Below are 12,863 nucleotides of genomic sequence, written 5' to 3'. Positions count from 1 at the left end.
GTGACGTCACTGGGGTGCCCGCGCTGCGGCCGGGCCGTGAAGGCCGACGCTGCCCGCTGCCAGGGCTGCGGTCAGCCGATGGGCACCGGGCAGCCCGACCCGTTCGCGCCGCCCGCGCACGACCGCAGCCCCATCACCTACGGCACACCGCCGGTGCCGTACGCCGCCCAGCCCGCGCCGTACGCACCTCAGCCGCCGGCGTACCCGGCTCAACCCGCGCCGTACCCACCCGTGCCGTACGCCGCCCAGCCGGCGCCGTACCCGATGGGCCCCTACGGCTACGCGCCCTCGGCGTACGTGCCGGTCGAGACGTCCGGGCTGGCGATCGGCTCGCTCGTGGCGTCGTTGCTGTGGGTGTGCGGGCTCGGCTCGTTGGTCGCGGTGGTGCTGGGGTGCATCGCGCTCGGTGAGACCCGCGCCGGACGCCGCCGTGGTCGCGGCATGGCCATCGCCGGCATCATCATCGGCGTCCTCGGCCTGGCCGTGGCGGCGATCCCGTTCGCGATCGGCATCTACGACAGCGCTACCCAGCCGTACTGACGCGAGTTCCTTCGGGCGTACGCGCCCTGCCGCCCGGTCGCCCAAGTTACGGTGAAGTAGGTCACACCGTCGCGAGAGGGCAGGTCGATGCACAGCGAGCACTACGACGTCGTCATCATCGGAGCCGGGCTGTCGGGGATCGGCGCGGCCTACCGGTTGCAGACCGAGTGCCCAGGGCTGTCGTACGCCGTCCTCGAGGCGCGTGCGTCGATGGGCGGCACCTGGGACCTGTTCTCCTACCCGGGGCTGCGCTCGGACTCGGACATGTTCACGCTGTCGTTCCCGTTCGAGCCGTGGCGCGGTGAGAAGTCCATCGCCGACGGCGCCGACATCCTGCAATACATCAAGGACACGGCATCCAAGTACGGCATCGACGAGCGAATTCGCAACAGCACCAAGGTGACTCACGGTTCGTGGTCCTCCGACGACGCGACCTGGACCCTCGACCTCGACACCGCTGACGGGCCGCAGCAGGTCACTGCGAGGTTCGTCTACGCGGCCGCCGGCTACTACTCGTACGACGCTCCGCACAGCCCCGAGTTCGCCGGCCGCGAGTCGTTCACCGGGCAGGTCGTCCACCCGCAGTTCTGGCCGGACGACCTCGACGTCAAGGGCAAGCGCGTCACGGTCATCGGCTCGGGCGCCACCGCGGTCACGCTGGTGCCGGCGCTGGTCGACCAGGGCGCTGCGCACGTCACGATGCTGCAGCGCACGCCCACCTACATCCTGCCGCTGCCGGCCAAGGACCCCCTCGCCGATCTCGTACGCCGCCTGCCCGACGCCCAGCGCGCGCACACCGTCAACCGGTGGTCCAACGCGATCAAGACACTGGGCTTCTACCAGTTCTCGCGGCGCATGCCGCGGACCGCGACCAAGGTGCTGACCTCGGGGCCGCGCATGGCGATGAAGGGCTCACCGGCGTACGACGCGAAGCACTTCCAGCCGCCGTACAAGCCGTGGGACCAGCGCGTGTGCATCATCCCCGACGCCGACCTGTTCCAGGCGTTGCGCGGGGGTGGGGCCAGCATCGTCACCGACACGATCGAGGAGTTCGTGCCCGAGGGCATCCGCACGTCTTCGGGTGAGGTGGTCGAGTCCGACGTCATCGTCACCGCGACCGGGCTGTCGATGCAGATGGCCGGCGGCGTCACGTTGGACATCGACGGCGAGAAGGTCGACTACCCCGACCACTACGTCTACCGCGGCTGCATGCTCGAGGGCGTCCCCAACCTGGCGATGGCCATCGGCTACACCAACGCGTCGTGGACCCTGCGCGCCGACCTGTCGGCCCGGTTCTTCTGCGCGTTCGTCAACCAGGTGACCACGCGGGGCTTCGCGTTCGCGTTCCCCAAGGTCAGCGGTCGGCTCTCGCCGCAGCCGGTGCTCGACCTGACGTCGGGCTATGTCCAGCGGGCGATGGCGCGCTTCCCCAAGGCGGGCGACCGGGCGCCGTGGCGCGTGCGGCAGAACTTCCTGGCCGACTCCTACGAGATGCGCCGCGCCAAGCCGACCGACGACATGCGGTTCGTCCGGCACGGCGAGCCGATCCGGCCGGGCGCCGGCACCGTCGGCGCCGCCTGAGCCGCCCGCGCCCCTGCTTCTCCCCGCGCACGACACGACCCGGGTACGCCGGTAGCCGACTCCCGCAGGAGCGCCGGACTCTGTACGTGCAGGTGCGCGTGCGCGTACGGGAGTCGGATGCGCCGGCTCGCCGACCGCGCGCGAGCGAGCCCGGTCAGGCGTCGCGCGGCGCCCGCGCGATGCCTTCGCGGATCAGGCGGACGACCTGTGACGGGCGATCGAGCTGGGCCCAGACGAACCGCTCGAAGTCCCAGCGCAGTCGGCGGCAGGCGTCTTCGCGGCGTTTCTCCCTCTCAAGGGCGTTCTGCCCGTCGGCGGCCCGGTACTTCAGCATGCCGTCGAACTCCAGCAGCAGCCGTGTGCCGACCACTCTGAAGTCGGCGCGCGCCACGCAACGTTGCTGATCGAGCACGCGGAACTGCGGTTCGACCTCGATGCCCGCGCCCTCGCAGATCAGCCGCAGCCGCGACTCGCCGACGGACTCGCTGCGTCGATCGCAGGACCGGAGCATGCGCCGCATGGCTTCGACGCCGACGGCACCGGCATGTGCAGTGACTGCCGCGGTCAGCTGGTCCTCGGTCACCATGCCGCGACGCAATGCATGGTCGGCGGAGACCACTCCCGCCACCAGGCCGAACCGTCCGGCTGTCTGAGTGATCGCCCACGACGGTCGGACGCAGGCCCACCCGTCGACGTGGCCCCACGGGGTTCGTCGCGCGGGACGCATGAGGCGGAAACGGTCGACCGTCCGGGTCGGGCTCTGGTTGGTCCAGATGCCGTGGGCCGCAGTCAGGTCGACTGCGTGCAGGTCGATGCCGAGCAGAGCCAAGGCCGAATGATGGCTGGCCACGACGCTCGGGTGGCTGAGCAGCATGGCGCGGACGAGCTCGCGATGGCCCTCCTCGCGCGTCGAAGGGACCGGCGACGCGGCGTACACCGCGCGCCCGAGCCGGCGTACGACGCCTTGCTGCACCCATCGTGCGACGTCACGCCGGGTCACCCCCGCCGTGCTGGCATCGGACGCGAGGAACAGCCCGTGCGGGCGGTCGCCGACAAGATGGCGAAGTGCGGGAGGGGGTGTTGCCTCGGACATGCGCAGCATCGTGGCTCAGCCGGCCCGAGCCGCGCCCGGCCCCTGTGGACAACCGCGCACGGACGCAAGGCGACTCTCATCGGCGCGGCCGACTCCGTACGTTCAGGGTTCGGTGCACGCCGGAGGGTCGCGTAGGCGGGTCGGTGCCGGGGCAGTGCCCCCGCAAAGAGCGGGTCGTTTCGCATGACGGCACCGGGGCACCGCAGGGTGAACGTCGGCGTACGTGATGATGTGGCGCATGGCACAGACGTTGGAACAGCTGTTCGCGATCGACGGGCTCATCCACGAGGACGAACGCGAGATCGCCCGCGCCGTACGCCGCTTCGTCGACGACCGCGTACGCCCGCACGTCGCCGAGTGGTTCGACACCGCCCAGGTGCCGGCGCGCGAGCTGACCCAGGAGCTCGGTGAGCTGGGCGTGCTCGGCATGCACCTGGAGGGGTACGGCTGTGCGGGCCTGAGCGCGACGACGTACGGCCTGGCCTGCCAGGAGCTCGAGGCGGGCGACTCGGGCATCCGCAGCCTCGTGTCGGTGCAGGGGTCGCTCGCGATGTACGCGATCTGGAAGCACGGGTCGGAGGAGCACAAGCAGGAGTGGCTGCCCCGGATGGCCGCCGGCGACGCGATCGGCTGCTTCGGGCTGACCGAGCCGGACTTCGGCTCCAACCCGGGCGGGATGCGGACGCGCGCCCGCCGCGACGGTGACGACTGGGTGCTCAACGGCGCCAAGATGTGGATCACCAACGGTTCGGTCGCCGATGTCGCGGTGGTCTGGGCGCAGACCGATCCCGACGCCGGCCCGCGCGGCATCCGCGGGTTCGTGGTCCCGACCGACACGCCGGGGTTCTCCGCCCCCGAGATCACGCACAAGATGTCGCTGCGCGCGTCGGTCACCGCCGAGCTGGTGCTGCAGGACGTGCGGCTGCCCTCGAGCGCGATGCTGCCCGAGGTCGAAGGGCTGCGCGGGCCGCTCAGCTGCCTGTCCGAGGCGCGCTTCGGCATCATCTTCGGCTCGATGGGCGCCGCGCGTGACTGCCTCGAGACGACGATCGCCTATGCGCAGGACCGGCAGGTGTTCGACAAGTCGCTCGCGTCGTACCAGCTGACGCAGGCCAAGATCGCCGACATGGCGCTCGAGCTCGGCAAGGGGCAGCTGCTCGCGCTGCACCTCGGCCGGCTCAAGGACGCCGGTGAAGTCACCGGTGAGCAGGTCAGCGTCGGCAAGCTCAACAACACCCGCGAGGCCATCAGGATCGCCCGCGAGTGCCGTACGATCCTCGCGGCCAACGGCATCACCCTCGACTACCCCGTGATCCGGCACGCCAACAACCTCGAGTCGGTGCTGACGTACGAAGGCACCTCCGAGGTGCATCAGCTCGTCATCGGCAAGGCACTCACCGGCGCGGACGCGTTCCGGTGATCGACGAGACCGCGGGCGCTCGCTCGCACATCGCGTACTTCGCGCTCGGCGGCACCATCGCGAGCGTGCCACCGGCACCGGGTGAGCCGGCACAGCCTGGCCTGTCCGCGGCCGACATCGCGGGCAGCATCGAAGGTCTCGACGAGGTCGCCGATGTCATGGGCGAGGACCTCATGAAGGTCAGCTCGGCCCGACTCGACCTCACGCACATGCTGCGGTTGCGCGATGCCGCGGCCGCGGCGGTCGACGCCGGCGCCGACGGGGTGGTCGTGTCGCAGGGCACCGACTCGCTCGAGGAGACCTCGTACGCCCTCGACGTCCTGTGGGACCGGGCCGAGCCGCTGGTGTTCACCGGCGCCATGCGCAACCCGTCGCTGCTCAGCCCCGACGGCGCGGCCAACCTGATGGCGGCCGTACGCACCGCCGCCAGCTCGCAGGCCCGCGACCAGGGCGCGCTCGTCGTCCTCAACGACGAGGTCCACGCGGCCCGCTACGTCCGCAAGACGCACACCTCCAACGTCGCGACGTTCGGGTCGCCGACGGTCGGACGCATCGGGAGGCTCGTCGAGGACCGCGTCGAGCTCGGCCTGCGGGTGCCGCGCATCCCACCGATGCACGTGCCCAGCACGGTCACGATCCCGCCGATCGCCCTGGTCACCATGACGATCGGCGACGACGGTCGCATCCTGCGCACCCTGCCCGACCTCGGGTACGAAGGCGTCGTCCTCGCGGGCATGGGCGGCGGTCACGTCGCCGTCGAGTGGGTCGAGCCCCTGCGCGACCTCGCCGCCCGGATGCCGGTGGTCCTCGCCTCGCGGGCCGGCGCCGGTGAGGTGCTGTCCAAGACCTACGGCTATCCCGGCAGCGAGGTCGCGCTCCTCGAGGCCGGCCTCCTCGGCGCCGGTGCGCTCGACCCGCTGAAGGCCCGGGTGCGGCTCGCGCTGGCACTCGCGGGCGGCGTACCCGTGGCTGAGGCGTTCGCGGCGACGGGTACGACGACCGGTTCGGTCACGGGCTCGCGCGTGCGATGACGGGTGCGCTCGACGGTCTGGTGATCGCGGACTTCGGGCGGGTGCTGGCCGGCCCGTACGCCACGATGCTGCTGGCCGACCTCGGTGCCGAGGTGATCAAGATCGAGCGGCCTGGCACCGGCGACGACACCCGGCAGTGGGGTCCGCCGTTCACCGACGAGGGCGAGTCGACGTACTTCCTGTCCGTCAACCGCAACAAGACCTCTCGCACGCTCGACCTGCGATCAGCCGAAGGCCGTTCTGCTGCAACGGAACTCATCGCTGCCGCCGACGTGGTCGTCGAGAACTTCCTGCCCGGCGCGATGGACAGGCTCGGCCTCGGGTACGACGACGCCCGGGCTCTGCGGGACGACGTGATCTACTGCAGCATCACGGGATTCGGCGGCGAGTCGACACTGCCGGGCTATGACCTGCTGATCCAGGCGATGAGCGGGCTGATGTCGGTGACGGGCCCGTCGCCGGAGCAGCCCACCAAGGTCGGGGTGGCCCTGATCGACGTCATCACCGGGCTGCACGCCGCGGTGGGCATTCTTGCCGCGCTGCGGTATCGCGCCGAGACCGGTGAGGGACAGCGCGTCGAGGTCAGCCTGCTCGGATGCGCGCTCTCCGCGCTCAGCAACCAGACGTCGGCGCACCTGCTCGCCGGCGTCACACCGCGCGCCACCGGCAACGACCATCCGTCGATCTCGCCCTACGGTGTGTACGCCACCGCCGACCGGCCGCTCGTTCTCGCCGTCGGCAACGATCGCCAGTTCGCTTCTCTCGCAACAGTTCTCGGCGACGAGGCGATGGCTGCCGACGATCGTTACGCGACCAATGCCGCTCGGGTCGCCCACGCCGAGCAGCTGCGCGGACGGCTGGAGGCGCACCTGAGCCGAGCGAGCGCACAGGAGTGGGCGCAGCGGCTGGCCGAGGTCGGCGTACCTGCCGGGCCGGTCAACACGGTGCCCGAGGCGTTCGCGTTGGCCGAGCAGGTAGGGATCGACGCGGTGGCCGACGTCGAGGGAACGTCGTTGGTGGCCAACCCGATTCGGCTCAGTGCGACGCCGGCGACGTACCGGACCCGCCCTCCGCGACTGGTGCCCTAGGACGACCAACGCCCACTCACCAGGCGAAATGTGACTGCACGGGCTGCAATGCGCACGGCGGGCTCAGGTGGTTCGCGCAACGCCTGTGATGAAAGGTCAGGTGTTGCAGCATGTTTCGTCCTCGTCGTGGGAGGCCGCCGGTGCCGTGGGAGCGGCGTCGGCTGTTCTGGGAGGCGTTGGCCGGTGGTGAGTCGGTCGCGGTCGCGGCGGCCGCGGCGGGCGTGTCCGATCAGTCGGGGTATGTGTGGTTGGCCCAGTCCGGTGGTATTCCTCCGAGGGTGAGTGAGTCCGGTGGGCGCCTGAGCCTGGAAGATCGAGCACAGCTGCAGTGGTTGCTCTCACAGCAGCCGCGTCCGTCGTTGCGGGCGATCGCGGGCCAGCTGGGGCGGGCGTCCTCGACGATCACCCGGGAGCTGGTCCGGGCCGGGGTCGATCCGAAGGACCCGGTCGGTTATCAGGCCGCGCGGGCGCAGCGCCTGGCGCAGGACAACGCGCGGGCCGCCGGCGCGGCCCGGCACGCGGGTCGGCCGTTGAAGCTGAGCCCGGGGAGCCGGTTGTGGGCCGAAGTAGTCTCGGGGCTGAAACAGCGGCATAGCCCTGAGCAGATCGCTCACCGGCTTATCTGCAGCAGCGAGGGCTATGTGATCCACATGATCGAGATGGCTTTGGTGAGTTGTCCTGGCCGTGGATCAGGTCGTTATCTGTAAGGCCGTGATCGAGGTGGGCCAGGGCACTCAGCGTTCCGGGCGCGTGTAGTTCTTCTTTGGTGCCCGTGTGCCGAACGTCAGGGTCCGCGGGACGTCCACCTCGCGCCCGCCTGACCGTGACCCGGACGGCCCATCTCGCGCAGGCAAGGCTTACTGACCTTGATGTGCTGACCCGGCGGGTGGGGTGTGACAGACGGCTTCGAGGTTGATGTCATGCGGGTCGAGGATGAAGGCGCCGAAGTAGTCCTCGTGGTATTCCGGATGCAGCGCTGGAGGGTGCAGCAGCTGGGCGTCGAGGTCGGTTGCAGCTTGATAGAAGGCGTGGACCTGGGGACTGCTGCACGAACAGGTGACAGGTGGTAGTCATGCCGCCTGATCGGCTGGCGTGGTCATGATGGTCTCGTACTCGATGGGGTTCAACTGGCCGAGGCGGTCTTGGCGTCGACGTCGGTGGTAGGTGCGTTCGGTCCAGGTGATGATCGCGATCCGCAGGTCTTCGCGGGTGTCCCAGGTGCGGCGGTCCAGGACGTTCTTCTGCAGCAGCGCGTAGAAGGACTCCATCGCGGCGTTGTCACCGGCAGCGCCGACCCGGCCCATCGACCCGGTCAGCGCGTGCTGGTTCAAGGCGTGCACGAACTTGCGTGAGCGGAACTGGCTGCCGCGGTCGGAGTGCACGATGCACCCGGTGACGTCCTGCCCCTGCGCGCGTCGCCGCGCGACGGCCGAGTCCAGGGCTGCCGACCGCGAGGGTGGACTTCATCCGGTCGCTGATGGAGTAGCCCACGATCCGCCCGGAGCAGGCGTCCTTGATCGCGCACAGGTACAGCTTCCCCTCACCAGTGCGGTGCTCGGTGATGTCGGTCAGCCACACCTGGTTCGGCGCGGCGGCGGTGAAGGAGTGCCGGATCACGCCGTGCTCGTCCTGACCGGCGAGCAGGTCATCGTGCACCGGTGGCCCGGGCTTCTTGCCGTGGCTGCCGCGCTTCTTGCCGAAGACCGACCACCAGGAGTTGGCCGAGCAGATCCGCCACGCCGTGCGCGGCGTCATCACCTCACCCGCGTCGGCGGCCTCCACAAGCAAGTACCGGTACCCGAACTCTGGATCATCACGGTGGGCATCGAACAACGCGTTGGCCCGGTAGGCCGCCTGCAGCTCACGACCGGTGACCGGACTGGCCAGCCAGGCGTAGTACTTCTGACGGTGGAGCTTCAGGACCCGGCACGTGACCGTCACGGGGATCCCGTCAGCGGCCAGCTCACTCACGAGCGGGTAGAGCCTTTTCCCGGCAGATGCGCCTGAGACAGGTAGGCCGCCGCCCGGCGCAGCACCTCGTTCTCCTGCTCAAGCAGCCGTATCCGCCGTTGGCCTCCCGCAGGTCAGCAGACTCAGCCGTGGTCGTGCCGGGCTTGTCGCCATCATCGATCGCGGCCTGGCGCAACCACTTGTTCAACGTCATCGGGTGGACACCGAAGTCCTTGGCGACCTGCTCCAGCGTCACACCCGGCTCACGGCCGCGGGCGACGCGCACGACATCATCACGAAACTCTCGGGGGTAGGGCTTGGGCACAGCAACATCCTTCCAGGCCACCCTCACGGGCAAGCCAGATCAGATGTCACCTGTTCGTGCAGCAGTCCCCAGGCCGTGCCCACCCTGTGTCTCGGGATGCGGGACGTCGTGTCTCGAGTCACATTCTCTGGCAGGTGTCGGCACGCTCTGAATGCTGAGAGAAGTGTGCACCAAGCGCGTGTCCCATGGAGGTCAGCATTGCTTCAACGGAAGGCCTGCAAATGGTCATGTCGCTTTTGCATTAGCCGGTGGCCCTTAGCGGTCGCCAAGGCACCCACGCCGCCGTCCCCACCTCGGGCCGAGCGGCCGGGCGGGCATGTCGCTTACGGTGTGAGCGCGTTTCGGGGGGAAGGCACTCACGGCAATCCAGTTAGGGGTTCGCATGGCTCGACCGACCTTTCCCGATGACCCTGACCTGCGCCGCTTCGTGATGATCTATGTGTGCGTGCTGGCCGCGATCGCGGGGTTCATCAACTCGACCCTGCTCGTGGACCTGGTGTACCCGGTCAGTCACGTGTCGGGGTCGCTGACCCACTTCAGCATGGAGGTGGTCGAGGGCGACCTGCCCGACTTGGAGCAGCTGATGCTGATCCTGCTGGGGTTCTTCGCCGGGGCGGTGCTCGGTGGCGCGATCATTGGTGGTACCGAGACCGAGACCGGCCGCCGCTACGGCGGCGCGCTGCTGATCGAGGCCGGGTTGCTCGCCGCCGCGCCGCTGCTGGACGGTGCCGGCCTGGAACCCGGCGCGATGATCGCTGCGGCGTCCGCGTGCGGGCTGCAGAACGCCATGTTCTCCAACTACCGGGGCCTGGTGCTGCGCACCACCCACTTCACCGGCACGCTGACCGACCTGGGCGCGCTGATCGGGCGCAGCACCCACAAGCGCACCGACGTGTGGTTCGCCTCGGTGCTGGTGCTGACCATGCTGTTCTTCGTGATCGGCGGCGCCCTGGGAGCGGTCAACGCCATTGATGACGGCACCAACGCCCTGTATTACCCCGCCGGCGTGTGCGCACTGCTGGGCATCGCCTACTTCACCTACCACCACCGCCGAGCCGCTGCCGACCCCGAGACCGACAAATCCGACCATGAACTGGAGTCCGACCGTGTCTGACATCGCCCTGCTGCTGGAGAACAACACCGCCTGGTCGAAGGCCAGGACCGCCGCCGACCCCGACTTCTTCACCCGCCTGTCCACACAGCAGGCACCGGACTACCTGTGGATCGGGTGCTCAGACTCCCGCGTCCCAGCCAACCAGATCATCGGCCTAGACCCCGGCGAGGTGTTCGTCCACCGGAACATCGCGAACGTGGTCCCGCACGCCGACCACAACTCCCACTCGGTCATCCAGTACGCCGTCGAGGTCTTGAAGGTCTCCGACATCATCGTCTGCGGCCACTACGGCTGCGGCGGCGTCGCCGCCGCTAAGAACGGCACCCGCATCGGCCTGATCGACAACTGGCTGCGCTACATCCAGGACGTGTACGCCCGCCACCGCGCCGAGGTCGACGCCCTGCCTGAGGAGCAGGCCCTGCGCCGGCTGTGCGAGCTGAACGCCATCACCCAGGCTGAGCACCTCACCCATACCCCGATCATCCGCGACGCCTGGGAACGCCACGACGGCCCCACCGTGCACGCCTGGATCTACGGCCTCGACGACGGCCGTATCCACCCCCTGCACAGCTTCACTCCCGACACCGCAGCCACCCATGCGCGCGCGGGGGTGGTCTAAGCCTGCCGGGTCACCCGAGACCGCCCCGGTTCCGCACCTGAGCGTCCTGGACCTAGGCCCGCCCGCCTGGACGACCTCGAGGTGTGCCGGTGGCTGCGCCGCGCCGGGCACCAGCAGCCAGTGCGGCGTGGGCCGGCAGGGCCCAGGAGGCGCTGCGGACGGCGATGCGTACAGGGCGCCGCGTCGCCTTCGTTGCGGGCACCCCCACAACTCCTTCGCAGCAGCCGGTCGGGCATGCTCCCGCGCGTGTGCCACGCACGTAGGTCAGTAGGTCACATGTGATCGACGGTCTCACCAGCGGAGAAGTGGACCAAGTCGAGACTCGCTGCAGATAACCGGACTGCGCACGGACTTCCCTGACGATCCGGAGATGCGGGTGTCGCACGAGACGATCTACCAGGCGCTGTACGTCCAAGGGCGTGGCAGCCTGCGCGCGCAGGTCGGTGACGCGTTGCGGTCCGGGCGGGCCCGGCGGATCCCGCGCGGCGCGGCTCGGGCCGGCAAGCACCCGAAGATCGTCGGGATGGTCAACATCAGCGAACGTCCTGCCGAGGCCGATGACCGGGCCGTGCCCGGCCACTGGGAAGGCGACCTGATCATCGGCGCCGGCAACCAGTCAGCGATCGGGACCCTGGTCGAGCGATCGACCCGGTTCGTGATGCTGCTGCACCTGCCCAACGGGCACACCGCCGAGCAGGTCGAGCAAGCCATGACCGCCAAGATCATGACCCTGCCCGAACACCTACGCCGGTCACTGACCTGGGACCAGGGCAGCGAGATGGCCCGGCACGCCAGCTTCAGCCTCGCCACCGGCATCCCGGTCTACTTCTGTGACCCGCGCTCACCCTGGCAACGCGGCAGCAACGAGAACACCAACGGCCTGCTACGCCAGTACTTCCCCAAGAGCACCGACCTGTCCCTGCACGGCCCCGGCATCCTGGACAACGTCGCAGCAGAGCTCAACGGCCGCCCCCGCAAGACCCTCGGCTGGGCCACCCCAGCCGAGAAGCTCAACAAGCTCCTCAACCAGCAAAACGTTGCGTAAACCGCTTGAGACCGCCCACTCCTGAAGTCACATTTCGCCCGGGAAGTGGGCGTTGTGTGTCCGAGGCCGAGCGAGGACCGGCGTCAGGCGCCGGCGGGCGAGCCCGACAGCTGCTGCAGTGCGAACTCGGTGACGCGGATGAGGGCCTGCTTGGCGGACTCTCGTTCGCGGGCGTCGATGGGCATGATCGGGACGTACGCCGGCAGCGACAGCGCCTCGGCGATCTGGTCCATCGGGTAGCGCGCGGTGTTGTCGAACTCGTTGACCGCGACGATGAACGGCAGCCCCTTGGCCTCGAAGTAGTCGATGGCCGAGAACGCCTCATCGAGACGAGCGGTGTCGACGATGATGATCGCGCCGATCGCACCGCGCACGAGGTCGTCCCACATGAACCAGAAGCGCCGCTGGCCGGGCGTGCCGAACAGGTAGAGGACCAGGTCGTCGGCCAGCGTGATGCGGCCGAAGTCCATGGCGACGGTGGTGGTGGACTTCATCGGCGTGGAGGCCAGGTTGTCGACGCCCTCGGAGGCGTCGGTGACCAGGGCCTCGGTGCGCAGCGGGACGATCTCGGAGACCGAGCCGACCAGTGTGGTCTTGCCGACGCCGAAGCCGCCTGCCACGACGATCTTGGTCGAGGCGGAGGCGGGGGTCTGGCTAGATCGCCCGTAGTCCACGGAGGGTCCTTTCGATGAGGTCGTGTCGCTCCCCGGTGGAGGAGTGGTCGGTGAGGGTGGCTTGGACCTTGAGGTAGCCGGACTCGATGAGGTCGCCGATCAGGACGCGGACCACACCCAGGGGTGCGCCGACCTTGGCCGAGACCTCCGCCACCGACGGGGTGGCCTCACAGACCGCCACGATGCGTGCGGTGAGGTCGTCCTCGGACCAGGTCTGGTCCCAGACCGAGGGGTCGAGCTGAAGGGTCGCCTCGACGGGGAGGTCGACCTTGGCGCGCGTGCGCCCCGAGGTCAGCGCATAGGGACGGACGATGCCCGCGCGCGGGGCCTCCTCGTCGCGTCCTGCCCTGCCTGGGCCGTCATCACGGGTCGCCATGAGTCAC

Annotated in this window: 10 protein-coding genes and 3 pseudogenes; 9 read left to right on the top strand and 4 right to left on the bottom strand. The window is 69.4% G+C overall.

The features are described from left to right. Positions 1-540 carry a DUF4190 domain-containing protein gene (locus VV01_RS17685; protein ID WP_157508908.1) on the top strand — a complete coding sequence of 180 codons (540 nt, stop codon included), beginning with the start codon at positions 1-3 and terminating at the stop codon, positions 538-540. Between the two features lie 87 nt (positions 541-627). Next, positions 628-2,121, top strand: a complete 1,494-nt coding sequence (locus VV01_RS17680; RefSeq protein ID WP_050671042.1) for a flavin-containing monooxygenase — start codon at positions 628-630, stop codon at positions 2,119-2,121. Positions 2,122-2,275: 154 nt separating this feature from the next. Here the strand turns inward: VV01_RS17680 and VV01_RS17675 are convergent, their stop codons facing one another. Then, positions 2,276-3,214: a type IV toxin-antitoxin system AbiEi family antitoxin domain-containing protein gene (locus tag VV01_RS17675; protein ID WP_050671041.1), complete on the bottom strand. Its 939-nt coding sequence runs from the start codon at positions 3,212-3,214 to the stop codon at positions 2,276-2,278. A 238-nt stretch (positions 3,215-3,452) separates the two neighbouring features. On the opposite strand from VV01_RS17675, the gene VV01_RS17670 reads away from it, so the two are divergent. The 4 genes and pseudogenes from VV01_RS17670 to VV01_RS17655 form a co-directional block, all read left to right on the top strand. Then, positions 3,453-4,634, top strand: coding sequence for an acyl-CoA dehydrogenase family protein (locus VV01_RS17670; RefSeq protein WP_050672008.1), 1,182 nt, complete (start codon positions 3,453-3,455; stop codon positions 4,632-4,634). Further along, positions 4,631-5,665 (top strand): asparaginase, encoded by a 1,035-nt coding sequence (locus tag VV01_RS17665; RefSeq protein ID WP_050671040.1) that lies wholly within the window; start codon positions 4,631-4,633, stop codon positions 5,663-5,665. The genes VV01_RS17670 and VV01_RS17665 overlap by 4 nt, the downstream gene beginning before the upstream one ends. Beyond that, positions 5,662-6,753, top strand: coding sequence for a CaiB/BaiF CoA transferase family protein (locus VV01_RS17660; RefSeq protein ID WP_050671039.1), 1,092 nt, complete (start codon positions 5,662-5,664; stop codon positions 6,751-6,753). Before VV01_RS17665 ends, VV01_RS17660 begins: the two co-directional genes overlap by 4 nt. Positions 6,754-6,863: 110 nt before the next feature. Beyond that, positions 6,864-7,373: pseudogene (locus tag VV01_RS17655) on the top strand (helix-turn-helix domain-containing protein); the annotation flags it as partial. A gap of 450 nt (positions 7,374-7,823) precedes the next feature. Here VV01_RS17655 and VV01_RS17650 read toward each other — a convergent pair. Further along, a pseudogene (locus VV01_RS17650) lies at positions 7,824-9,028 on the bottom strand (IS3 family transposase). 445 nt (positions 9,029-9,473) lie between these two features. Here VV01_RS17650 and VV01_RS17640 point away from each other — a divergent pair. The 3 genes and pseudogenes from VV01_RS17640 to VV01_RS17630 all read left to right on the top strand — a co-directional run. Further along, positions 9,474-10,142, top strand: a complete 669-nt coding sequence (locus VV01_RS17640) for a YoaK family protein (RefSeq protein ID WP_197275093.1) — start codon at positions 9,474-9,476, stop codon at positions 10,140-10,142. Further along, complete coding sequence (locus tag VV01_RS17635; RefSeq protein ID WP_197275092.1) at positions 10,135-10,761, top strand: carbonic anhydrase; 627 nt, start codon at positions 10,135-10,137, stop codon at positions 10,759-10,761. Before VV01_RS17640 ends, VV01_RS17635 begins: the two co-directional genes overlap by 8 nt. Before the next feature lie 340 nt (positions 10,762-11,101). Further along, positions 11,102-11,806, top strand: a pseudogene (locus tag VV01_RS17630) (IS30 family transposase); the annotation flags it as partial. Between the two features lie 83 nt (positions 11,807-11,889). Here VV01_RS17630 and VV01_RS17625 read toward each other — a convergent pair. Both VV01_RS17625 and VV01_RS17620 read right to left on the bottom strand, forming a co-directional pair. Continuing rightward, the gene (locus VV01_RS17625; RefSeq protein ID WP_050671035.1) at positions 11,890-12,480 is read right to left on the bottom strand and encodes a GTP-binding protein; all 591 of its coding nucleotides are present in this window, start codon (positions 12,478-12,480) and stop codon (positions 11,890-11,892) included. Beyond that, complete coding sequence (locus VV01_RS17620; RefSeq protein WP_082221071.1) at positions 12,461-12,856, bottom strand: DUF742 domain-containing protein; 396 nt, start codon at positions 12,854-12,856, stop codon at positions 12,461-12,463. The genes VV01_RS17625 and VV01_RS17620 overlap by 20 nt, the downstream gene beginning before the upstream one ends. Between the last annotated feature and the right edge of the window lie 7 nt (positions 12,857-12,863).

Source organism: Luteipulveratus halotolerans, from assembly GCF_001247745.1.
Classification (GTDB): Bacteria; Actinomycetota; Actinomycetes; order Actinomycetales; family Dermatophilaceae; genus Luteipulveratus; species Luteipulveratus halotolerans.
The sequence above is the reverse complement of the archived record's forward strand: the minus strand, read 5'-3'. Positions and strand labels throughout refer to the sequence as shown.